The 23,241-nt window shown below is 60.2% G+C and carries 13 protein-coding genes; 7 read left to right on the forward strand and 6 right to left on the reverse strand.

The window, feature by feature from the left end; translation table 11 throughout:
* Positions 1 to 105 precede the first annotated feature (105 nt).
* The 3 genes from QYQ93_RS18015 to QYQ93_RS18025 all read right to left on the reverse strand — a co-directional run bounded on the left by QYQ93_RS18015 (position 106) and on the right by QYQ93_RS18025 (position 6,233).
* Complete coding sequence (locus QYQ93_RS18015) at positions 106 to 3,792, reverse strand: translocation/assembly module TamB domain-containing protein (protein WP_338475181.1); 3,687 nt, start codon at positions 3,790 to 3,792, stop codon at positions 106 to 108.
* Entirely contained in the window at positions 3,792 to 5,519 is a 1,728-nt protein-coding gene (locus tag QYQ93_RS18020) for an autotransporter assembly complex protein TamA (protein WP_124421743.1), read from the reverse strand. Before QYQ93_RS18020 ends, QYQ93_RS18015 begins: the two co-directional genes overlap by 1 nt.
* A gap of 63 nt (positions 5,520 to 5,582) precedes the next feature.
* Positions 5,583 to 6,233 (reverse strand): GNAT family N-acetyltransferase, encoded by a 651-nt coding sequence (locus QYQ93_RS18025; protein WP_043049967.1) that lies wholly within the window; start codon positions 6,231 to 6,233, stop codon positions 5,583 to 5,585.
* A gap of 167 nt (positions 6,234 to 6,400) precedes the next feature.
* On the opposite strand from QYQ93_RS18025, the gene xthA reads away from it, so the two are divergent.
* On the forward strand, positions 6,401 to 7,213 hold the full coding sequence (gene xthA / locus QYQ93_RS18030) for an exodeoxyribonuclease III (RefSeq protein WP_043049966.1): 813 nt from the start codon (positions 6,401 to 6,403) through the stop codon (positions 7,211 to 7,213).
* 199 nt (positions 7,214 to 7,412) lie between these two features.
* Complete coding sequence (locus QYQ93_RS18035; RefSeq protein WP_043049965.1) at positions 7,413 to 8,744, forward strand: substrate-binding domain-containing protein; 1,332 nt, start codon at positions 7,413 to 7,415, stop codon at positions 8,742 to 8,744.
* A 120-nt stretch (positions 8,745 to 8,864) separates the two neighbouring features.
* Here the strand turns inward: QYQ93_RS18035 and QYQ93_RS18040 are convergent, their stop codons facing one another.
* Positions 8,865 to 10,094: an acyl-CoA dehydrogenase gene (locus tag QYQ93_RS18040; protein WP_043049964.1), complete on the reverse strand. Its 1,230-nt coding sequence runs from the start codon at positions 10,092 to 10,094 to the stop codon at positions 8,865 to 8,867.
* 151 nt (positions 10,095 to 10,245) lie between these two features.
* On the opposite strand from QYQ93_RS18040, the gene QYQ93_RS18045 reads away from it, so the two are divergent.
* The 3 genes from QYQ93_RS18045 to QYQ93_RS18055 all read left to right on the forward strand — a co-directional run bounded on the left by QYQ93_RS18045 (position 10,246) and on the right by QYQ93_RS18055 (position 12,672).
* Positions 10,246 to 11,181, forward strand: a complete 936-nt coding sequence (locus QYQ93_RS18045) for a LysR family transcriptional regulator (protein WP_056846586.1) — start codon at positions 10,246 to 10,248, stop codon at positions 11,179 to 11,181.
* Positions 11,182 to 11,363: 182 nt separating this feature from the next.
* Complete coding sequence (locus QYQ93_RS18050; protein WP_043049962.1) at positions 11,364 to 11,756, forward strand: MerR family transcriptional regulator; 393 nt, start codon at positions 11,364 to 11,366, stop codon at positions 11,754 to 11,756.
* Between the two features lie 16 nt (positions 11,757 to 11,772).
* On the forward strand, positions 11,773 to 12,672 hold the full coding sequence (locus QYQ93_RS18055; protein WP_043049961.1) for a hydroxymethylglutaryl-CoA lyase: 900 nt from the start codon (positions 11,773 to 11,775) through the stop codon (positions 12,670 to 12,672).
* Between the two features lie 545 nt (positions 12,673 to 13,217).
* On the opposite strand, the gene QYQ93_RS18060 is transcribed toward QYQ93_RS18055, so the two are convergent.
* Positions 13,218 to 18,551, reverse strand: coding sequence for a dermonecrotic toxin domain-containing protein (locus tag QYQ93_RS18060; RefSeq protein ID WP_338475182.1), 5,334 nt, complete (start codon positions 18,549 to 18,551; stop codon positions 13,218 to 13,220).
* Positions 18,552 to 18,618: 67 nt separating this feature from the next.
* Positions 18,619 to 20,247, reverse strand: coding sequence for an AMP-binding protein (locus QYQ93_RS18065; protein WP_338475183.1), 1,629 nt, complete (start codon positions 20,245 to 20,247; stop codon positions 18,619 to 18,621).
* Between the two features lie 150 nt (positions 20,248 to 20,397).
* Here QYQ93_RS18065 and QYQ93_RS18070 point away from each other — a divergent pair, with 150 nt between their 5' ends.
* Both QYQ93_RS18070 and QYQ93_RS18075 read left to right on the forward strand, forming a co-directional pair.
* Positions 20,398 to 21,561, forward strand: a complete 1,164-nt coding sequence (locus QYQ93_RS18070; RefSeq protein ID WP_043049958.1) for an isovaleryl-CoA dehydrogenase — start codon at positions 20,398 to 20,400, stop codon at positions 21,559 to 21,561.
* Positions 21,562 to 21,572: 11 nt separating this feature from the next.
* Entirely contained in the window at positions 21,573 to 23,180 is a 1,608-nt protein-coding gene (locus QYQ93_RS18075; RefSeq protein ID WP_043049957.1) for a carboxyl transferase domain-containing protein, read from the forward strand.
* Positions 23,181 to 23,241 lie beyond the last annotated feature (61 nt).

Genomic DNA, 23,241 nt, shown 5'->3' on the forward strand with positions numbered 1-23,241 from the left:
TGCTCGGCTGTCAGGCCGCCACGGGAGCAAGCTCCCTAGTTTGCTGCGCGACAGCGTCACATCGAAGATGTGGTGGGGACTCCCACATTTTTTACCGCATACCGATCAGAAGTCGCGTTTGTAGAAGATATCAAGAGAGCTGGCCACACCCGTCGCCACCTCCAGGTACACCTTCTTACTCAACAAATAACGCAAGGCAATGGTGTTAGCCGGTTCAAACACCCCGACCCCATAACGCAAACTGAGCTTCTCGTTGATCTTGCCGCTGGCCACCACGGCGGTGCTGTTGCCGGTGCCCTGGGTATCGAGGTCGAAGTCCTGGATACCCAGTTTGTTGGCAATATCCGTAGTCACTCCGGCGCTGCCCATCAAACCCAGGCCCAGGGCGGCTTCGGCGAGCATGTTGTTGTCTTCGCCGGTGTTGGTGCGCGAACGCCCCAGTACCAGGTACGACAGCGCGTCTTCCTGGGCCATGGCCGGTTCGGAGAAGATCTGCGTGGTGGGTTGTTCGGCGCTGCCACTGAGACGAATACCTGCGGTGACCGTGCGGCTGGATTCGGTGACGATGCGTACCGCCTCGATATCCAGGAACGGTTGGTCCAGCGGCCCGGCGAACAGCAGCCGCGCACGGCGCACATTGAGGCGCTGGCCGTAGGCGCGGTAGCGACCGTCGTTGAGCCACAGTTCGCCACGGGTATCCATGTTGTCGCCGATGTGCACATGGCCCTGGACCTTGGCGGTGAGGCCGAAGCCGGCGAAGTTGAGCTGGTCTTCGCCCACCTCCACGTCGATATCCATGGCCATGGCCATCGGCGGCTTGCCCTCTTCGGTCTGGCTGCCGATGATCACGGTGTCATCGGAGACCTTGACCGTCGACGGCGGCAGTTCGCGCACGGTGATATCGCCACGGGGGATATGGACCTTGCCAGCAATCGCCAGCTTGTCGTCCTTGAGGCTGATCTTCAGGTCGGGCGCCACTTCCAGCTTGGCATAGGGTTCCACCGTCACCGGCAGTTGCGAGCCCTTGAGGTTGAGATCAACCACCAGCGCACGGCCCCAGTCGATCTGGCCCTTGAGGCTGCCCTGCCCGGCCTTGCCGCTGTGCCAGCCACCGTTGAGCTGCACGCTTTCGCCAGCGATCTGCGCCTGCAGGTTCAGGCCCTCGAGGCTGATGGGCAGTTCCGGCCCGGAGACTTCGCCTTCCACCAGGTTCAGGTTGCCGTTGACCAGGGGCGCGAGCAAACCTCCGGAGATGCGGCCACTGCCGTTGAGCTTGCCGTTGAGCGTTTCCACCATCGGCACAAAGGGCCGCGCTACGGCGAGGTCCAGGCCCGTGAGGCTGAAATTGCCGGTGATCGGCTTGTTGCTCGGCAGTGGGTTGATCTGCGCCTGCAACAGCAACTCGCCGAGCTTGCCGCCATGGAAGTTAAGCTGGGTGTCGATGCGCTTGGGGTTGAGGGTGGTTTCCAGCTTCAGGGTGTTGTAGGGAAAATCCAACCACTGGCCCTTGTCGCGCACGCGCAGGGTGCCGCCGCTGGCATCCACCGAAACCACGCCTTTGGGGCCGCTCTGTGGCAAATCAAGTTGTACGTCGGCGTTGAGCTTACCCTGCCAGGCGAAGTCTTTGGGCAAGAATGCCGCGAGGCTGTCGATGGGGAATTGCTTGAGGTGGTAGCGCAGCTTCGGCTCGGGCATCAGGCGCTGGTCTTCGCCACACAGGCTGGCGGGGCCGGAGACCCAGCAGTGCGCGCCGAAGGTCAGCTTGCCATCGGCCAGGCGCTCGATTTTCGCCGGGGCTTGCAGTCGCCAATCCTTGCCACCGGCTTGTACGCCACCGCTGGCCAGGCGCCCGCGCCAGTTGCCTTTGTCGAGATTGCCGTCCAGGGCCAGGGCCAGCTTGACCAGAGGGCCGGCGAGGTCCAACTGGACCTTCTGGCTCTTGATATCGCCCTGGGCGCTGGCACTGAGGATGCCGACCTGGGTTTCGCCAGCCTGAATGCCACTGGCCTTGAGGTCGAGCCTGGCGCGCTGGGCGTTATCAAGGTTGGCGTCGAGGTTGAGGGTTTGCAGGCGGTTGTCGGCAAATGCCAGTTGCTGGCCCTTGAGGTCGAGCTTGCCTTGGGGGGCTTTCAAGGTGCCGGCTACATCGACGCGTCCATTGATTTGCCCGCGCAGTTGCGGCCAGAGCTGGGCCAGGCGCGTCAGCTTGATGTCGATCTGCCCGGCCAGGCGTTGTTGCAGGCTGCCGCTGCCGTTGATGCGGTTGTCACCGAGGCGGATATCCAGGTTGGCAAGGGTCCATTGTTCCCCACCACCTTCGGCCTTGGCCGCCAGTACCGCCGTCTGTCCACGCAGGCGACCCTTGAGGTCCAGGTCGGCGTTGAGCTTGAGCTGTTCATTTTTGAATTCGCCTTTGCTGCGCAGCAGCCCAGCCAGGGTGCCGGGCAACTCTGCAACCCAGTAGGCCGGGTTCAGCGCCGACAGATCCAGCGCCGTATCCCAGGCAATGGCGTCGGCAAATTGCAGGTTCAGGTGGCCTTCGGCCTTGCCTTGGCCGGCGGTCAGCTTCAACTCGGGCAGGAACACTTGTTTGAGGTCGCCACTGAAAGGCGTGACCAGATTGAATTTACCCGCCGGGCCGTCGAGGTCGGCCTTGAGGTTGCCGAGGTAATTGCCGTCTTTATAAGAGATTTCACCGTTGAAGCTGCGCAACGCCACTTGTGGCTCGTCGATCACGGGATACAGGCGATGCCAGGGGAAGTCCAGCCAGTCAATTTTTGCGTCAGCACTGAAACCTTGTTGCCAGTCCAGGTTGGCACTGAGTTTGAGGCTTTGCTTATCGCCGGCATTCAGGTCCAGGCCGGCAATCTGTGCGCCCTTGGCATCGACCTTGCCTTGCAGCAGTAAATCCACCGGGCCTTTTTCCGCCGGCAGCACGGCTTTGCCTACTAACTGATAGCCGCTTTTCAGGTCGCCCTTGGCATTCAGGTCCAGTTGGTTGAGTTGCAGGGTGTCAGGCAGGTCAGCGCTGGGCTTGAACGCCTCGGAGGTGATGTGCAACTGCGCCGGCAGGTTTTCCACCATGGGTTGCAGTTCGCCGCTGAGCTTGGCCGGCAGGTAGCCGCTGCTGTCAGCGTCGAGCTTGAGGGTCTTGAGCAGGTCGCCGTCGAGCTTGAGGGCGATGGTCCAGGGAGCGCCGCCCGGGGCGTAGGGCAGGCTCAGGTTGCCGCTGGCGGTTAGCGGCCAATTGCCACTGGGTTGCAGCAGTCCGGCAAGATCCAGCACCAGGCCGTCGCGCTGCACGTGCACCGAGTCAATCTGCATACCCGCGTCGGTCCAGTGCGCCGCCAGTTGCAGGCCCTTGAGTTCTTCACTGCCGTTGAACAGCAGCCTGCCGATGCGCACATCGCCCAACTGGAGGGCAACCGGCAGCTTCAGATCGGGGAGCTGGATCGGCCCGCTGTCGCTTTCTTCGGTACTGGGCGCAAACGCCAGGCTGACCTGGTTCACATCCAACTGGTTGATGCACAGGGTCATGCGCAGCAGACACCCGGGCGACCAGTCAAACTTCGGCGCATTTAACTCGACACGGCTGCCATCCTGCTGCCACACCAGATGATCGGCACTCCACTGCCCGCCCAGGCGGCCCTGGAAACTTTCCACGCTCAACCCCGGCACCTGGCCCAGTGCCCAGCGACTGCCCGCTTGGGTACCCAGTACCGACCACAGAGCCAACAACAGCACGACGAGGACAGCGACCAGCGCAAGCCCCGCGATTTTCAAACCACGCATCACAGCTCAGGCCCCATGGAAAAGTGCAATCGAACGCCGCCCGGATCTTCGAGGGCATGGGCAAGGTCAAGGCGAATCGGCCCGACTGGCGAGACCCAGCGCACACCAACGCCCACGCCGGTTTTCAGGCTGGGGAAGTCCAGGTTGTTGAAGGAGTTACCCTGGTCGACAAAGGTCGCGATGCGCCATTTGTCGGTGATGGAATATTGATACTCAGCGCTCAAGGCCACCATATAGCGGCCGCCGATGCGGTCGCCGCGGTCGTTCTCGGGCGACAGGGTCTGGTACTCGTAGCCGCGCACGCTCTGGTCGCCACCGGCAAAGAAGCGCAACGACGGCGGCACGGATTTGTAGCCATTGGTGGCACTGCCGCCAAATTGCGCACGACCCAGGAAGCGGTGGTTGTCCCACAAGGTGGTCAGGCCTTTGATGGTGGCCGTGCCGTAAAGCAGGTTGGTGTCGGACCCCAGGCCTTCCTTCGCGACCTTGGTGTCGAACATCAGGCGATAGCCATGGTGTGGGTCGATACGGTTGTCACTGCGCAGGTAGGAATAACTCACGCCTGGCATCAGCAGGTTACTCAGGCCCGAATCATTGCCCAGGCGGTATTCTTCGCGCTGGTATTTGAGGGAAATCACCCGCGTCCAACCGCTGGGCAATTTGCTGTGCCATTCGGGGCCGATGGTGAGCAGCTTGCTCAAGGTGTCGGTGTTGGCGATCTCTTCATTCTGATAGCCGCCGGCGAAACGCAACTTGTCAGTGAGCGGCGGATCGAGGGGGATGTCGTACCACAGGCCGACGTTCTGCCGGGGCGCCGACAACTCGGCTTCCCAACCATAACTATGACCCTGGGGGTTGACCCAATGCCGTGTCCAGTTGGCTTTGCCACGTGGGCCGACGTCGGTGGAGTAACCCAGGCCCAGGCCCATGGTGCGCGGCTTGCGGGTTTCCAGCTGCACGGCAACCGGGATTACGTCATTGGTCGCGGCAGTGGGGCTGGCGTCCACCCGCACGCCTTCGAAGAAGCCGCTGGCTTGCAGGTTCTGGTTAAGTTCGGCGATCAGTTCGGAGTCATACGGCGTGCCGCTGTTGAACGGCACCATGCGTTGCAGCAGTTCTTCATCAAAGGGCGTGTCGCCGCTGAAGCTGACCTTGCCCATGCTGTAGCGCGGGCCGCTGTCGTAAATGAGTTCGATATCGGCCACGCCGGCCTGGGGATCCACCGCCAGCTTCTGGCTGGTAAAGCGCCCGCTGAAAAAACCGTAGCGCGAAGCCTGGTTCTGGATCAGGCGCTTGGCGTCTTCGTAATGGCCGTGGTTGAGCACCGCGCCGGATTTGAGGTCGTCGCTGGCAGGCACGCGAAAAACCTTGAGGCTCGCGGCCTGGCCATCGACCCGAATGGTCACGTCGCGCAGATGCACCGGTTCGCCGGGGTCGATGGTGAGCGTCAGGCGCGGGTTCTTCCCGCCCCTGACATCACTGGCGATCCGTGGCTGGTAGTAGCCCAGGGCCTGGGCTGCTTTACGCGCCTGCTCCTCGGCGCCGCGGCTGAACCGCAGCAAGGCTTCTTCATCACGATCGCCCACCCCGCCGATGTAGCCTTCGATGTTGGCTTTCAACGCGTCGTTTGAGGGTTTGATCCGCACGTCCAGTTCGCTTTGCGCGAATGCGCCGCAGCTTGTGAACAGCAGAATCAAGCCGCTGGTAAATCTTCCTGGAAACTTCATAGGCGCGGATGCTACACGAGCTGGGGAGAGTCTTTGAACCCGGATTTGTCTGAATAATTCTGTCTAAGCCGTTGCAGCATGTAACGCCTGGGGATTGGGATGGAAAAACACATGCTCCAGCACCGGGCCTACGGCGACTTCGCCGATCTCTTCATAGCCTTGGCGCTTGTAGAAATCCAGGTAGCGGGAGTTGCCGGTGTCGAGCACTACCCCGGAGGAATGCGGGTCGTCGGCGCACCAATTGTGTACGGCTTCCAGTAGTTGCTCTCCGAAGTGCTTGCCCTGGAACTGTGGGTGAATACCCAACAGCGGCAATACATGCACCGACTCACTGGGCAGGCATGCCAGGACCGCCTGATGGTATTCCAGGTAACGCCGCGTCCCGCGCACGCCGGTACTCAGCCACATGCGGATCTGCCACGCCCAACTCTCGGTGATGCCAAGGCGCCGCTGGGGCGGTGCAATCAGGGCGATGCCAATCAGCCGGTCGTTGACGAACAGACCGATGGCGGGAAGTTTCTGGAAGAAGTGCTGCTTGACCAGTTCGCGCACAGTGGCGCGTACCCGTTGCTCATAACCCGCTCGCTCGGCTTCGAAGATGTAGGCGAAGGTCGGCTCGTGGCGATACGCCTGGTAAAGCAGGGATCGCGCCTCGCGGGAGTAACCGCTATTGAGCAGGCGAATGTCGGCAACGGCCGTCGAAGTGTCTGGCATAACAGTCAATCTCCTGGGCGCCACTCAAACATGGCGTTCTTATGGGTACGAACCTGAACAACTCCAGTCGTTCCCAGACATTAGCAGCGCATTCATCCTACCGCCACGCTGGCCCCCGTCGGACTTGTCGGCTAGCATCGCCCTTTTGCCAGACTGGACTGCCGACCATGAAAATCGTCTCCTTCAATATCAACGGGCTGCGTGCTCGCCCTCATCAGCTGGCGGCGCTGATTGAAAAGCATCAACCGGACGTGATCGGCCTGCAGGAAACCAAGGTCCACGATGACCAGTTCCCCCTGGCCGAAGTGCAAGCCCTGGGGTATCACGTGTACTACCACGGGCAGAAAGGCCACTACGGCGTGGCCCTGCTCTCGCGCAAAGAAGCCCTGAGCGTGCACAAAGGTTTTGCCAGCGATGAAGAGGACGCCCAGCGGCGTTTTATCTGGGGCACCTTCGCCGATGAAAACGGCCACCCGGTGACCATCATGAACGGCTACTTCCCCCAGGGTGAAAGCCGCGACCATCCGACCAAGTTCCCAGCCAAGCAGCGCTTCTACGCAGACTTGCAGCACCTGTTGGAAAGCCAGTTCAGCAACGACCAGGCACTGGTGGTGATGGGCGACGTGAACATTTCCCCGGAGGACTGTGACATCGGCATCGGCGCCGACAACGCCAAGCGCTGGCTGAAAACCGGCAAGTGCAGCTTCCTGCCGGAAGAACGCGAGTGGATGGCACGCCTGAAGAACTGGGGCCTGGTGGACAGCTTCCGCCACCTCAACCCGGACGTGGCCGACCGCTTCAGCTGGTTCGACTACCGCAGCCGTGGGTTTGAAGACGAGCCCAAGCGTGGGCTGCGCATTGACGTGATCATGGCGTCCACCGGACTGGTACCGCGGGTCAAGGATGCCGGGGTGGATTACGATTTGCGCGGCTTGGAGAAACCGTCGGATCATGCGCCGATCTGGCTGGAACTGAGCTGATAGCGAGCTTGGTGAAGATCTAAATGTGGGAGGGGGCTTGCTCCCGATTGCGGTGTGTCAGCCAGCTCATCTGTAGCTGATACACCGCAATCGGGAGCAAGCCTCCTCCCACATTTTGTCCTGCTGTGTGCCTGTAATATTCATGCCATCTGCCTGACTTAATCTCGCGGCACTCCCTTTGGCTTAAGAAGGTGCCAGCATGAGGCTGCGCGTTCTGTTCCTGTGCTTTGCGATCTCCCTGCCCACCGTGGCCGCTCCCCTTCCCGTCCCAGGCCAAGGCCCGGCGCTGCGCATCCAGGGTTCCAATACCATCGGGGCGGCACTCGGCCCGGCGTTGGTCAAGGGCCTGATGGAGCATCAAGGCCTGCAAGGTGTACACAGCGAACCGGGTGACGGGGCAAACGAACAACGGCTGGTTGGCAAGACGCGCCAAGGCAAGACCGTGACCATCGAAGTGGCTGCCCATGGTTCCAGCACCGGTTTTGCTGCGCTGAAAAACAACCGTGCCGACCTCGCCGCGGCGTCCCGCCCGATCAAGGACAGCGAACTGGTAGACCTCGAGTCCCTGGGCGACCTGAAAAGCCCCGAAGCCGAACAGGTGATTGCCATCGATGGCCTGGCAATCATCCTCAACCCGCGCAATCCACTCAATACGCTGAACACCGAGCAACTGGCGCAGGTCTTCAACGGCGAGGTCAGCACCTGGGAAGCGCTGGGCGGCATTGGCGGGGCCATTCATGTCTACGCCCGGGATGATCAGTCCGGCACCTACGACACCTTCAAGGAACTGGTGTTGAGCCGACGCGGCAAACCGCTTGCCGGGACCGCACAGCGTTTCGAGTCCAGCGAGGCGCTGTCCGATGCGGTCAGTCATGACCCCCAGGGCATCGGTTTTATCGGCTTGCCCTACGTACGCCAGGCCAAGGCAGTGGCGATTGTCGACGGCGACTCACAACCGATGTTGCCGTTGACCAGCTTGATTGCCACCGAGGATTACCCGCTGTCACGGCGGCTGTTCTTTTACCTGCCGCCCTCCTCCCGCAACCCCTGGGCCAAGGCGCTGGTGGACTTCGCCCAAGGCAGCAAGGGCCAGGCGATAGTCGCCGCCAATGGCTTTATCGCCCAACAGGTGCAGGCGATTGGCGTGGCGCCACGCCCGTCAATGCCCGACGACTACCAGGCCCTCGCCCGTGACGCCCAGCGTTTGACCGTGAATTTTCGTTTCGAGGAAGGCAGCGCCAGCCTCGACAACAAGGCGCGCCAGGATCTGCAGCGGGTGGTGGCTTATATACGAAGCCACGGCAAGCTCGATAAACAGGTAACCCTGGTGGGGTTTGGCGATGCCAAGAATGATCCGCAGCGTGCGGCGTTGCTGTCGAAGCTGCGGGCTATGGCAGTACGCCGCGAGCTGGCAAAGAGCGGCGTGGTGCTCAAGGATATCCGCGGGTTCGGCGCGCAGATGCCGGTGGCGGCGAATACCGCGGACGAAGGTAGGATCAAGAATCGGCGGGTGGAGGTTTGGGTGTACTGAGCCTTGGAGTTTGAGGTGCTTGGACTGGCCTCATCGGGAGCAAGCCCCCTCCCACATTTGGATTTGTGAATACAGTCAAAATGTGGGAGGGGGCTTGCTCCCGATAGAGGCGACGCGGTGCTACTGCCCGCTACGCATCAACTCCCGCGGCACGTACTTGCCAATCTCGAACTTGCCGATCGCTGCACGGTGCACCTCGTCCGGGCCGTCGGCCAGGCGCAGGGTGCGTTGCATGGCGTACATATAGGCCAGCGGGAAATCATTGGAAACCCCGGCGCCGCCATGGATCTGGATCGCACGATCGATGACCTTCAAGGCTACATTCGGCGCCACCACCTTAATCTGGGCGATTTCGCTTTTCGCCACTTTATTGCCCACCGTGTCCATCATGTACGCCGCTTTCAAGGTCAGCAGGCGCGCCATGTCGATCTCCATGCGCGAGTCGGCGATCTTGTCGATATTGCCCCCCAGGCGCGCCAAGGGTTTGCCGAACGCGGTGCGGCTGACCGAGCGTTTGCACATCAATTCCAAGGCGCGTTCGGCCATGCCGACGGAGCGCATGCAGTGGTGGATACGGCCTGGGCCAAGGCGGCCCTGGGCGATCTCGAAGCCACGCCCCTCCCCCAGCAACACGTTTTCGTAGGGCACGCGCACGTTGTCGAACAGCACTTCGGCGTGGCCGTGGGGCGCGTCGTCGTAGCCGAACACCGGCAGCGGACGCAGGATTTTCACCCCGGGGGTGTCCACAGGAACGAGGATCATCGAGTGCTGCTGGTGGCGCGGTGCATCCGGGTTGCTCAGGCCCATGAAGATCAGGATTTTGCAGCGCGGGTCGCAAGCACCTGAAGTCCACCATTTTTTGCCGTTGATTACCCACTCGTCGCCCTGGCGTTCGGCGCGGGCGGCCATGTTGGTGGCGTCCGAGGAAGCCACGTCCGGTTCGGTCATGGCGAAGGCGGAGCGAATCTCACCGCGCAGCAGCGGTTCGAGCCAGCGCTGTTTCTGTTCTTCGTTGGCGTAGCGCACCAGCACTTCCATATTGCCGGTGTCGGGCGCGGAGCAGTTGAACGGCTCCGGGCCGAGCAACGAGCGGCCCATGATTTCCGCCAGCGGTGCGTATTCAAGGTTGGTAAGCCCCGCGCCCAGTTCGGATTCGGGAAGGAACAGGTTCCACAAGCCCTCGGCCTTAGCCTTGGCCTTGAGCTCTTCCATGATGGCGGTGGGCTGCCAGCGATCACCTTCGCTGACCTGCCGCTCGAACACCGGCTCGGCCGGGTAGACGTAAGCATCCATGAACGCAGTGACACGTTCACGCAGTTCCTGAACCTTGGGCGAATAGGCGAAATCCATGGGCAGCTCCCTTCTCTGAGAGGTTGTTTAGGTCATGCAATCGATGCTAGAACAGCGTTGATAATTTACCTAGCCTATTCTCGGCGTGTATTAACATTCATCACCGATATATGATCGGCGTATGGACCTCTAACAATAAGAGCGCAACGAAATGAATCTGAGCAAGGTCGACCTCAACCTCTTCATCGTCTTTGATGCGATCTACACCGAAGCCAACCTGACCCGTGCCGGGCAGATCGTCGGCATCACTCAACCGGCGGTGTCCAACGCCCTGGCCCGCCTGCGCGAGACCTTCAACGACCCGCTGTTCGTACGCACCGCCCAAGGCATGGTGCCCACGCCCATGGCGCAGAACATCATCGGCCCGGTGCGCAATGCGCTGTCGTTGCTGCGGGTGTCGGTGCAGGAAAGCCGCATCTTCAACCCGCAGCAGGCGGCCAAGACCTACCGCATCAGCATGACCGACCTCACCGAGGCGGTGATCCTGCCGCAGCTGTTCCAGCGCCTGCGCCGCCTGGCACCGACGGTGGTGATCGAGAGTTTCCTGTCCAAGCGCCGTGAAACCACCAAGGAGCTGGCGGCCGGGCGCCTGGATTTTGCCGTGGACGCACCGCTCAACACCGACCCACAGGTGCGCCATGTCAAGCTCATGGAAGACCGCTACGTGTGCGCCATGCGCAAGGGCCACCCGATGGCGGGCAAGGACAAATTCAGCCTGGATGACTACCTGTCGTTGACCCATATCCATATCTCCAGCCGCCGTAACGGGTTGGGCCATGTAGACCTGGCCTTGGGCAAAATGGGCATCCAGCGCAAGATCGCCCTGCGTTCCCAGCATTACCTGATGGCTTCCCAGGTGTTGCAGCAGACCGACATGGTGATGACCGTGCCCGAGCGCTTCGCCCGCCGTCATGAACTGCACTGGTTCAATTTGCCGGTCAATGACGTACCGCTGGTGGAAACCCATCTGTACTGGCATGAAAGCACCGACCAGGACCCGGCGAACCGCTGGATGCGTGAGCAGATGATCGAGTTGTGCCAGCAGGTGACGGCCCATGAAAAGAAACTCGATAAACAACAAGCCTGAGCCCTGACGTTGTAGGAGCGAGCTTGCTCGCGAAAATCGTCAACGATGACGAGGGCTGCCTGGTTTAGCTCGGTGCTCTCGGATTTTTCGCGAGCAAGCTCGCTCCTACAGTGTTGATGGCGGCCTTGACGTTCACGTCAACCTGCAATTAGCTTAGCGCCAAGCCTTTCTTGAGCACCGCCATGAGCACCACCTACAGCATCTCCGACCTCGCCCGCGAGCTCGACATCACCACCCGTGCCATTCGCTTCTATGAAGAACAAGGCCTGCTGGCCCCGGAACGCCGGGGCCAGGAGCGCATCTACTCGGCGCGGGACAAAGTCAGCCTCAAGCTGATCCTGCGCGGCAAACGCATCGGCTTTTCCCTGGCCGAATGCCGCGAGCTGATCGAACTCTACGACCCCACCGGCGGCAACCAGATCCAACTCAACAGCATGCTGGCCAAGATCGCCGAACGCCGTGAACAACTTGAGCAACAGTTGCTGGATATCGAACAAATGAAGCTCGAGCTGGACACCGCCGAAGAGCGTTGCACCCAGGCACTCGCGCACACCATCAGCCAAGCCGGCCATTGACCAGAAGGTAACTGCCATGTCCCTCCCCTCACACGTACGCCTGGTGGAAGTCGGCCCGCGCGACGGTTTGCAGAACGAAGCCCAGCCCATCAGCGTGGCGGATAAGGTCCAGCTGGTGGACGCCTTGAGCGACGCCGGGTTGAGCTATATCGAAGTCGGCAGTTTTGTCTCGCCCAAATGGGTGCCGCAAATGGCCGGCTCAGCCGAGGTGTTTGCACAGATCCAGCGCAAGCCCGGCGTGACCTATGGGGCGCTGGCGCCAAACCTGCGCGGGTTCGAGGATGCGCTGGCGGCCGGGGTCAAGGAAGTTGCGGTATTTGCCGCAGCGTCCGAAGCGTTTTCCCAGCGCAATATCAACTGCTCCATCAGCGAAAGCCTGGCGCGGTTCGCACCCATCATGGACGCGGCCAAGCAGCAAGGCATCAGCGTGCGCGGGTATGTGTCGTGCGTGTTGGGTTGCCCGTATGAAGGCGATATCGCCCCAGCGCAGGTGGCGGCCGTCGCTCGCGAACTGTATGCCATGGGCTGCTATGAAGTGTCCCTGGGCGACACCATCGGCACCGGCACGGCGGGGGCAACCCGGCGGCTGTTCGAAGTGGTCGGTGCCCAGGTGCCGCGGGACAAGCTGGCCGGGCATTTCCATGACACCTATGGCCAGGCCATCGCTAATGTCTACGCCAGCCTGCTGGAAGGCATCCAGGTGTTCGACAGCTCCATCGCCGGCCTCGGCGGTTGCCCTTACGCCAAGGGCGCGAGCGGTAACGTCGCTACCGAGGATGTGCTGTACCTGCTCAATGGCCTGGGTATCGACACGGGCATTGACCTGGAGCGCTTGATTGGCGCGGGTCAGCAGATCTGCGACGTGCTTGGGCGGCCCACGGGTTCCCGTGTAGCGAGAGCGCGTAACGCCGGGTGAGTAGCACAGCTGTGACAATGTGTTACCGCACACCCGCACAACGGGTAACGAGGGAACAGAATTTATGGTGCGACCCAACAAATATATCTGGCTAAAAAATTAAATCATTGATTTTAAAGGAATTTATAAAGTTGGCACGCCTTCTGCTATCTCTATGGCATAACAAGAATAAAAAGCTCCAAACCTAATAAAAATAAGACGAAACGACTCTGACATAACAAAAACAACACGGCAGAGACGCAGCTAACAGATTTTTTTGGAGAAGATGTGCTTCCCAGGGTACGGCATGCCGCAACCCGCAACCGGATAGAGAAAAATAAAACTACCTCAGGTAGCTGCCCACTGGTTGGATCGTTTACGAAGAAGCAGGTCAGCGTTCAAAAAAATACGTTTGCTCTTGATCCCGGATGGGGTCGCCAAAAACAGCGGTACGGGCCACGGCTACCAAAAACAACAACAGGCCGCCCCTCAATAATAAGAAAAGAGCACGCAACGACAAATTAAAGGGGACCTTCGGGTCCCCTTTGTGCTTCCTGACGCACGGTTCAGAGGGGCACGGGTCGATCCAGGATTGATTGGGTAACAGCCACCAGAGCACGCTTTTCCTCTAAAACCCAGGCATCTCCCAATGCAATGCGTTGGGTTGATAGAAAGTCCCCTTGCGGCATCCCCGCAGGATCGACAATCTGCTGAAGCTCTAAACCGAAAAGCCTCTGTACTTCCTCCAACGCCTCGTTGACATCCTCTAGATGCGAGCGACGCGCCTCAGCATTCTCGGTTCCATAATAGTTCCCGACGCTATCTTCGAGGTCATCCAGGGCGGACGATTTTTCTTGAAGCATTTGTTTGGTTTGACTGAAGCGTTGCTCAATGTCACTGGTATAGAGCTTCCTCAGGTGATCCTCCCAAAAAGCCTCTTCCACCAAAAAACGCGCCAGCACACCCGGCACGGCCTCCTTGTGCTCAATTGTGTCGCCGGCTTGGCGTATGACCGGTTCGCTGACCGGGTAGATATCCCCAAACATGATGAGGCGCGGCTGGAGCGGCAGTTCGAGCCGATCGGCCAAGGAGGTGCGATAAACCAGATCCACCTCGAGACCTTCACTAAAGGGCTCTCTGGGCCAATCAACAATGCCTGCCGTATTCGCAATCTCGCGTGCCTGACGTTCGGCAGCATCTGCGGCCTGGGCCCCTGGCGCCCCCAGTTGCGCCGCGGCCTCTGCGCTCTCTGCAGCCTCTGTTGCCGCCTGTGCGGCCTCGGACAAATCGGCGGCATTTGGCAATGCTTGTTCCCGAGCGACAGCCGCAGCCTCGCTCACCGCAGTAGCAGCAGCACGTGCGTGCAACGCCGATTGACGCGCTGCAATATCAGCGCTGACCAGTTTATCCAGCTCCACCAGACGAAAATGGCCCCTGCCCAGCGCTATCAGCCCCGACTCAACCTGCAAAGTACCGGCGTCAAGCCCAGCTTTATGAATTCGCACCTGTAGACGGAGCTTGAACAGCACATCGGTGCGTTGGTCCGTACAGGTACCTGGGGCGTCGACCGCCGCGAAAATCTCCCGACGAAGTTGCTCATCGTCCGCAACATCTTTTATCAGCGTCCAGACTTGCTCCGCGAGTCCGGCGCGTGCCGGGGCAGCCTTGTAAGTCGCCGAACGCGTCATATCCGCAATCAGCCGAAAAAAAGCATCGGCCCCAGGCTCTACCCTAAGGTCCTGCCATAGCTGTGTCAGCTGTACACGTTGAGCAACTGGCATTTCTTCAAGCCAAACCAACAAAGCAACGTTCTCAGTGACATACCGTGGCATCGCCCTGTCGAGCAATGCCACCCCGCTGCGCAGTCTATAAGCTTCAATTCGGTCCAGGGTGTGCAGGGATAATTCAGGGTTCTGCTGCAACGTCGTCCCGCGGTTCTGCGCCGCGGTTCGCTGAAATAGCGTCTGGGGCAGCTCCACCAACAGGTTGCCACGCAAGTCCAGGCGCCTTAACCGACGCAGCTCAAGCACCCCGACGGGCAACACGTTCAACTGGCAATGGGCCAGGTAGAGCTGATCCAACTGCGCCATGGCGCTTACATCCGGAGCCAGCACCAGAGGGTTGTTCGACAGAGAGAGCACCCTTAAATGCTTCAAGCGAGCCAACGCCTTCACACTGTCCAGGGTCAACCGCAGTTGATTGCCCCCCAGGGACAATTGGGTCAGCCCGCTCATGCTGCCAATGATTTTTGGCAGGTCGGTCAGCCGGTTTCCATCCAAAACCAGGTGGCGCAGGCCCTTGAAGGCCTCCAGAAACTCCCCGACGTTATTGAGCAAGCCCATGCGTCGCAGAGACAGACTCGACACATGGGGCATTTCGACCGTCAACGTCGGCAAGTCTTCGACAAGCCAATTGCTGAGGTCAAGGGCATAACCTGTTACCTCACCTGCATTATTGTGAACAAACTCGGTACGTCGCTGCCAGCACGCCTTGATGCTCTCTGCGACCTTTAACTTGCTGGGGTGCGTGTTTGCCCATCGCTGCAAGTCCTTGCCCAAGCGGTTAAATTCAACCTGCAATCGGCGAACCTCCTTGAGCATGAAGGCATCCCCCTGCCCCTTGACGTTCAGGTAGGCCTCAATTTGCTCCAGCGTAGAACCGGGATACAGGCTGTGAGCTTCGAAGCGGCATTGGAAGGCGCGCGTTGAGGGCGCTACCGCGCTAAGCCCCCGGGCACCTTGAGCCAATGCCATCGGCGATTGATAGCCCTGCCTGACGCTGGGCATATCAAGGGTATCGCGTAACTCGTCCGGGGTGGGTGCCTGTCGCTGCAAGGCTTGGCGCAAGTTCGTCCAGCGCGCTTCTCCAGGGTAAACCATGACCTCGACATCAGGCATCGGTACCATGTTAAACAGTGACTCGTAGAACCTGTCCGTGTCATAGGAGTGCCATGAACTCCCTACGCGACCATCAGCACGTTTGATCAAAACACTGGTCCGCTCGGCCTTATTCGGCCCGATGCTGTCCAACACCGGCCCCGTAAACGAGCCGTCGCGTAATTCGATACGTACCGTATCCGACCATCCCGGTATTTTTTCCAAGGTGTGCAGGGCGAGACGCGCTATGTCTTCGCTCGTGCCTTCATACAGGTAGAGGCCTTCGTAAGCTCGTTGCAGTCGAAAAGCATCCAGGTATTCGCGTGCCTCTTGGGAAAGCCGCAAGGGAGGACGTTGGGTGGTAGTCAATTGTTGACGCTGCGTCTCATCCATATGTTCCAGCAACTGCCCTACCGCAACCGCAGGCAACTCGGGAAACGTCTCCTGGACCCACCGCGCCGGCTCATCCGGGCTCTGAGGTACGGCGTTCAACAGCTCCTCACGCCTGGATCGCGCCGCCAGTACCAAACGCAGTCGCAACCTCGACAGCGTCGCTCCAGGATCACGGGGGCGGCGCAGCAATTTTTTCAGTTCCTGGGAGTACCCGCCTGAGTACGAATTATCATCGCGCCCTTCGCGCAGTCGGGCTTCCTGTACATCCTCACCCAACAAGACCTTCAACTGCTCGTCGCTCAGGTCCGCGATCACCGTGTCGAGCAGTTGCCCGTTGGCCAACGCTTGCTCGCTGATCGCCACTTGGGCCAACGTTTGCGATCCAGCAGGCGCCTGATAAATCGTGGTGCCTTGCTCGGTACCGATGACACTCAGGCCCCTGGAAGAGGGCCAAATACTCTCGTGGGTCATCAGTTCCAGCTGCAGATCAGGATCTGCCCGACTGTAGACCGCTGGGTCCGGGCTGCGCATCTGCTCAATAAAACCGCCGTAACGACGATCAATCTGAAAACGCCGGATGGTCTCAGCCACTAGCGGTGGCGGTGACGCCAGGTCGATGTACATCTTGCGCAACTGGTCTTCCTGGACTCCGCTGACCTGGTAAATCTGCTCTAACTGCTCGTCGTTGAGCCCATCCACAGCAGGGCCGATACGCCGCATAAGGGTGCGCCGGTCCCAACTGAGTGGTTGCTCAAATTCGTGTACCCAGGCGCCCATGCCGTTATGCGTAACGCGTGGCGCATAGCGTCGTACATCGCTGGGGTGACGGAGAGTGAAGGCGTCATCCGCAAACGCCAGCTCGTAATAACGCCCGTTCCGTGCCGGTAAGTAGCGTTTGCCGGCATGGGTATACAACCCCATGGAATCCGGGCGCGCACGCGATGGCATCGTCACCGATTGTTGATAATCGTCCACGTTCGGCCTCGCCAGACGTGTTTTCCCCTGGGGCGAGACCACATGCACCCAGCCTTTGACATACTCAGACTCGCTGATGACCGGAATAAGCTTGTGCCCGGCAGCTGCAAGCGCCAGGTTCAGCATGATCCCCGACGCGTGTGCCCACCCCTCTTTCGTATCCCCTGCCCTGAAGTTGGAAACGGTTTGCTCCAGCTCATACATTATCTGAATGGCACCGACCATCATCATCAAGGGACCTAGCCCCGGAACAACGAATGAGGCCAGGTTAAAGACGTCCAACGCCGCACTGCCGACCGCCTGTAACCATTCAAGCCTGGCGCGTGTGTCTTGATCTGCCGTGGACACCACCAGTGCCTTGGCGTTATCGCGGACGAGGGTCAGTTGCTGCTGCGACCAGTAATGCCAATCGACGTAGTAGGTTGTCTCAAATATCCGAGGCCGGTGATGCCCTGCGCTGCTGTCTAACGTGAAGTTGTCATGCAGCCCATAGATGTCTTCAGGATCCAGGGTCCGTTTAACCGCAGTAAAAAACTCACTTTGGTGCTCAACCGGAATAAATCGACTGAAAAACAGACGATACTCGGATGAGCACAGACGTTTGGCCAAATCATCGGCCACTGCCCATAGCGACGTGTATTCCATCAGGGGCTTGTTTGGGTCACCCGGTACGTAAAGCAGGTAGTTCTCGACACGGGGGGCGTCGGTGTAAAACAACATGATCTGCCTGGTTTGCACACGTTCGATCGTCGGAGAGGAGCACATCATATTCCCTCCCCTCCAGCTAACGGTTTTCTGCCCTAAACGGTAGGCTGCGTAATCCAAGATCATCTGAAAACTGTCCGGTGCGATGTGTTGACGCACCAGTGCGACCCGGGCCTGAACCTCCAATTGCTTTTTTTTATACGCAACCAATTCCCGCAGCAATGCGTTGACTGCCGTACCCGCCTCGGTTCCTGGTTCGTCAGCGGGAACAAGCACTGAGTCGACATGCGCCTGGTACTGCTTACCCAGATCAAGGCTGCGGCAAAGGTCGGCAAACCGATAGGCTGGCAGCGGCAGCGCCAACTGCTTGACGGCAAATTCGGTGGACAATATTTCGCTGTTGCTATGGAAATCAAACCGCGTAATCAGTTGGCAATCGTCGCACGTCCCCTGAAGCGCTTCGCTAGCAGAGAAGTTACCCATTGCGGCTTCCAGCAACGTGATGCCTGAGTAGTAATAGTCTCTCTGTCCGCCAACATTTGTCGCAAACGCAAATGCGCCCCCCAAATCGCTGCGCTCATCGACACGTTTTCGGTAGTAAATTTTGCGCGCAAAAAAGGTTCGCCGGACATCCAGCTCAAGATTGAACTGCTCTTTTATCGCCTTGACCAACAAGGGTTCGACATACTCGACGCTGTCCTTGAGCCCATCAAAAACACGGTCTATCGCATTCAATGCAGCCCAACCGTCGGCATGGGCTGCATGGATCGATTCACGCGCCACGGTATCGGCGCAGCGGTAAAAGTCCGGCACCTCCAGTGCAAATTCAGCCAGTTCGCGCTTTCGGCGCAACGAAGAGTCGGTATACCAACCAGGGATGTGCTCCCTGATCGGACCGGTATGAATACTTTGCGCTTCTACCAGTGCGAATGCGGTGTCCATATCGCTCATATCAGGTCCAGTGAGAATTCTCAAAAGACCAATTTAAAGAGCTGCACCTGTTTCCTGGGCTAAGTAGTTAACGCGTCAGTTCCTCGATGCTGATCTCACGCATGCGAAACTTCTGAATCTTGCCCGTCACCGTCATCGGAAACTCGTTCACAAACTTGAAGTGCCTGGGCGTCTTGAAATGGGCGATGCGGTCCTTGCACCAGCTCAACAGTTCAAGCTCGTTGGCGGCATGACCCGGATGGAACTTGATCCAGGCCACGATTTCTTCGCCATAGCGCTCATCGGGGACGCCGATGATCTGCACGTCGGCCACCGCCGGGTGGGTGAAGAAGAACTCTTCCAACTCCCGTGGGTACACGTTTTCGCCACCGCGGATGATCATGTCCTTGTTGCGCCCGGCGATGCACACATAGCCGTGCTCATCCATGGTCGCCAGGTCGCCGGTGTGCATCCAGCCGGCGTCATCGATAGCCTCACGGGTGCCTTCGGGGTTGTTCCAGTAACCGAGCATCACGCTGTAGCCACGGGTGCACAGCTCTCCTATCACGCCGCGCGCGACGGTGTTGCCGGCCTCGTCGATAATCTTGGTTTCCAGTTGCGGTTGGGTGCGGCCCACCGTGGTGACGCGCCGCTCTATATCGTCATCCGCACCAGTTTGCAGTGACACCGGGCTGGTTTCGGTCATGCCGTAGGCGATCTGCACTTCACTCATGTGCATTTCGTTGATGACTCGGCGCATCACTTCGATAGGGCACGTGGCCCCGGCCATGATCCCGGTACGCAGGCTGGACAAGTCGAACTCGGCGCGGCGAGGGTGATCGAGCATGGCGATGAACATGGTTGGCACACCATATAAGCCGGTGGCTTTTTCTTCGGCGACGGCACTCAACGTGAGCAGTGGGTCGAATCCATCGTTGGGATAGATCAGGGTGGTGCCGTGGGTGATGCAACCCAGGTTGCCCATCACCATGCCAAAGCAGTGATACAGCGGCACCGGGACCACCAGGCGGTCCCGCGCCGTCAAGCCCAGGCTTTCGCCGACCATGTAGCCGTTATTGAGGATGTTGTGGTGACTGAGGGTGGCGCCCTTGGGGAAGCCGGTGGTGCCGGAGGTGTACTGGATATTCACGGGTTGGTCAAAGTGCAGGCTGGCCTCGCGGCTGTGCAGTTGCTCGGGCGGGACACCGGCGCCCAGGCCCGACAGCTGCGACCAGGGCATGAAGCCCGGCGGCGGGCTGGGGTCAAGGCTGATGAGGCCGCGCAGGTCGGGCTTCAGCGCCTGGAGCATGGCGTGGTAATCGGAGGTCTTGAACGCACCGGCGCACACCAGCCACTGGCAGCCGGATTGCTTGAGCACGTAGTCCAACTCACTGCTGCGGTACGCCGGGTTGATATTGACCAGGATCACCCCGAGCTTGGCGCTTGCCACCTGGCAGATCAGCCATTCAGCGCAATTGGGTGCCCAGATGCCCAGGCGGTCACCGGTTTGCATGCCCAAAGCCAGGAATGCCCGCGCATGCAAATCAACCGTCTCGGCCAGTTGCCGCCAGGTGTAGCGCCGCTGTTGATGGCGGACCACCAAGGCTTCGCCGTCGGGAAATTGCGCGGCGGTGCGATCAAAAACCTGGCCGATAGTCATGGCCAGCAAGGTCTTGTCCTGGGAACCACGGCTGTAGCTCTGATTCGGTTGATGCATAACGACCCCTGTTGTCTTTTTTGTAGGTTGACGTATACGTAAACTACGATTGACAGCACCGCAACGCAAGCTTACGTTAACGTAAAGGTGAGCGCCCTCCCCTGGCGCCCAACCCACACAACAACAAAGCTCACATTAAGGTGCCTGTCCATGAGTTACCCGTCCCTGAACTTCGCCCTCGGCGAGACCATCGACATGCTGCGCGACCAGGTGCAGGCCTTCGTGGCCAAGGAGATCGCACCGCGCGCGGCCCAGATCGACATCGACAACCTGTTCCCCGCCGACCTGTGGCGCAAGTTCGGGGACATGGGCCTGCTGGGCATCACCGTGCCGGAAGAATATGGCGGTGCCGGCCTGGGTTACCTGGCCCACGTGGTGAGCATGGAAGAAATCAGTCGCGGTTCGGCTTCGGTGGCGCTGTCCTACGGCGCGCACTCCAACCTGTGCGTGAACCAGATCAACCGCAACGGTAACCACGAGCAAAAACTCAAGTACCTGCCCAAGCTGATCAGCGGCGAGCATGTCGGCGCCCTGGCCATGAGCGAGCCGAATGCCGGCTCTGACGTCGTCTCGATGAAACTGCGCGCCGATAAACGCGGCGACTACTACGTCCTCAATGGCAGCAAGACCTGGATCACCAACGGCCCCGACGCCAACACTTACGTGATCTATGCCAAGACCGACCTGGAGAAAGGCGCCCACGGCATCACCGCCTTCATCGTCGAGCGCGACTGGAAAGGCTTCAGCCGCAGCAACAAGTTCGACAAGCTGGGCATGCGTGGCTCCAACACCTGCGAGCTGTTTTTCGATGACGTGGAGGTGCCCGAAGACAACATCCTCGGCGTGCTCAATGGCGGTGTGAAAGTGCTGATGAGCGGCCTGGACTACGAACGCGTGGTGCTGTCCGGCGGCCCCACAGGGATCATGCAGGCATGCATGGATCTGATCGTGCCCTACATTCACGACCGCAAGCAGTTTGGCCAGAGCATCGGTGAATTCCAGCTGATCCAGGGCAAGGTCGCCGACATGTACACCCAGCTCAACGCCAGCCGCGCCTATCTCTACGCGGTGGCCCAGGCTTGCGAGCGCGGCGAGACCACGCGCAAGGACGCCGCCGGGGTGATCCTCTACAGCGCCGAGCGCGCCACGCAGATGGCCCTCGATGCAATCCAGATTCTCGGCGGCAACGGCTATATCAACGAATTCCCCGCCGGCCGCCTGCTGCGCGACGCCAAGCTGTATGAAATCGGTGCCGGTACCAGCGAGATTCGGCGGATGTTGATTGGCCGCGAACTCTTCAACGAAACCCGCTGAAGGAGCGCGTCATGGCCACCCTGCATACCCAGCTCAACCCACGCTCGGCGGAGTTCGCCGCCAACAGTACGGCGATGCGTGAACAGGTCGACGCCCTGCACAGCCTGCTCGCCCATGTGCAACAAGGCGGCGGCACCAAGGCCCAGGAACGCCACACCTCGCGGGGCAAGTTGCTGCCCCGTGAGCGTATCAATCGCCTGCTCGACCCGGGCTCGCCGTTTCTCGAGCTCAGCCAGTTGGCGGCTTATCAGGTGTATGGCGAAGACGTACCGGCGGCCGGAGTCATTGCCGGCATTGGTCGCGTGGAAGGCGTCGAATGCATGATCGTCGCCAACGATGCCACAGTCAAAGGCGGCTCCTACTACCCGCTGACCGTGAAAAAACACCTGCGCGCCCAGACCATCGCCGAGCAGAACCGCCTGCCGTGCATCTACCTGGTGGACTCCGGCGGCGCCAACCTGCCGCGCCAGGACGAGGTGTTCCCGGACCGTGAGCACTTTGGGCGGATCTTCTTCAACCAGGCCAACATGAGCGCCCAGGGCATCCCGCAGATCGCCGTGGTGATGGGCTCATGCACCGCCGGCGGCGCCTACGTGCCGGCCATGGCCGACGAAGCGATCATGGTGCGCCAGCAAGCCACCATCTTCCTTGCCGGGCCACCGCTGGTGAAAGCCGCCACCGGTGAGGTGGTCAGCGCCGAAGACCTCGGCGGCGCCGATGTGCACTGCAAGATCTCCGGCGTGGCCGACCACTATGCCGACAGCGATGAACACGCCCTGGCCCTGGCTCGGCGCAGCGTCGCCAACCTCAATTGGCGCAAGCAAGGCCAATTGGTGCAACGGCCGCCAGTGGCGCCGCTGTACAGCAGCGAAGAGCTGTACGGTGTGATCCCGGCGGATGCCAAGCAACCCTTCGATGTACGCGAAGTGATCGCACGCCTGGTGGACGGCTCGGTGTTCGATGAGTTCAAGGCCCTGTTCGGCACCACCTTGGTGTGCGGCTTTGCGCATTTGCATGGCTACCCGATTGCGATCCTGGCCAACAACGGCATTCTGTTCGCCGAGGCCGCGCAGAAAGGCGCGCACTTTATCGAACTGGCCTGCCAGCGCGGGATTCCCCTGCTGTTCCTGCAGAACATCACCGGCTTCATGGTCGGCCAGAAGTACGAAGCCGGCGGCATCGCCAAGCATGGCGCCAAGCTGGTGACCGCCGTGGCGTGCGCCAAGGTGCCGAAGTTCACCGTGATTATCGGTGGCAGCTTTGGTGCCGGTAACTATGGTATGTGCGGCCGCGCCTACGACCCACGCTTCTTGTGGATGTGGCCAAACGCACGCATCGGCGTGATGGGTGCCGAACAGGCCGCCGGGGTGCTGGTGCAGGTCAAGCGGGAACAGGCCGAGCGCGCAGGCAACGCGTTCAGCGCCGATGAGGAAGCTTCAATCAAGCAACCGATACTCGACCAGTATGAAACCCAGGGCCACCCCTACTACTCCAGCGCGCGCTTGTGGGATGACGGCGTCATTGACCCGTTGCAGACCCGCGACGTGCTGGCCCTGGCCTTGTCCGCCTCGCTGAACGCCCCCATCGAGCCGAGCCGCTTCGGCGTGTTCCGCATGTAACCTGCAGGCGCGAGCTTGTTGTGGCGAGGGAGCTTGCTCCCGCTGACTGCGCAGCAGTCCC

Source organism: Pseudomonas khavaziana (assembly GCF_036704165.1).
GTDB classification, from domain to species: domain Bacteria; phylum Pseudomonadota; class Gammaproteobacteria; order Pseudomonadales; family Pseudomonadaceae; genus Aquipseudomonas; species Aquipseudomonas khavaziana.

Coding starts and splice junctions, on each gene's coding strand:
- QYQ93_RS18015 (WP_338475181.1), bottom strand. CDS start 3,792: ATGCGTGGTTTGAAAATCGCGGGGCTTGCGCTGGTCGCTGTCCTCGTC.
- QYQ93_RS18020 (WP_124421743.1), bottom strand. CDS start 5,519: ATGAAGTTTCCAGGAAGATTTACCAGCGGCTTGATTCTGCTGTTCACA.
- QYQ93_RS18025 (WP_043049967.1), bottom strand. CDS start 6,233: ATGCCAGACACTTCGACGGCCGTTGCCGACATTCGCCTGCTCAATAGC.
- xthA (WP_043049966.1), top strand. CDS start 6,401: ATGAAAATCGTCTCCTTCAATATCAACGGGCTGCGTGCTCGCCCTCAT.
- QYQ93_RS18035 (WP_043049965.1), top strand. CDS start 7,413: ATGAGGCTGCGCGTTCTGTTCCTGTGCTTTGCGATCTCCCTGCCCACC.
- QYQ93_RS18040 (WP_043049964.1), bottom strand. CDS start 10,094: ATGGATTTCGCCTATTCGCCCAAGGTTCAGGAACTGCGTGAACGTGTC.
- QYQ93_RS18045 (WP_056846586.1), top strand. CDS start 10,246: ATGAATCTGAGCAAGGTCGACCTCAACCTCTTCATCGTCTTTGATGCG.
- QYQ93_RS18050 (WP_043049962.1), top strand. CDS start 11,364: ATGAGCACCACCTACAGCATCTCCGACCTCGCCCGCGAGCTCGACATC.
- QYQ93_RS18055 (WP_043049961.1), top strand. CDS start 11,773: ATGTCCCTCCCCTCACACGTACGCCTGGTGGAAGTCGGCCCGCGCGAC.
- QYQ93_RS18060 (WP_338475182.1), bottom strand. CDS start 18,551: ATGAGCGATATGGACACCGCATTCGCACTGGTAGAAGCGCAAAGTATT.
- QYQ93_RS18065 (WP_338475183.1), bottom strand. CDS start 20,247: ATGCATCAACCGAATCAGAGCTACAGCCGTGGTTCCCAGGACAAGACC.
- QYQ93_RS18070 (WP_043049958.1), top strand. CDS start 20,398: ATGAGTTACCCGTCCCTGAACTTCGCCCTCGGCGAGACCATCGACATG.
- QYQ93_RS18075 (WP_043049957.1), top strand. CDS start 21,573: ATGGCCACCCTGCATACCCAGCTCAACCCACGCTCGGCGGAGTTCGCC.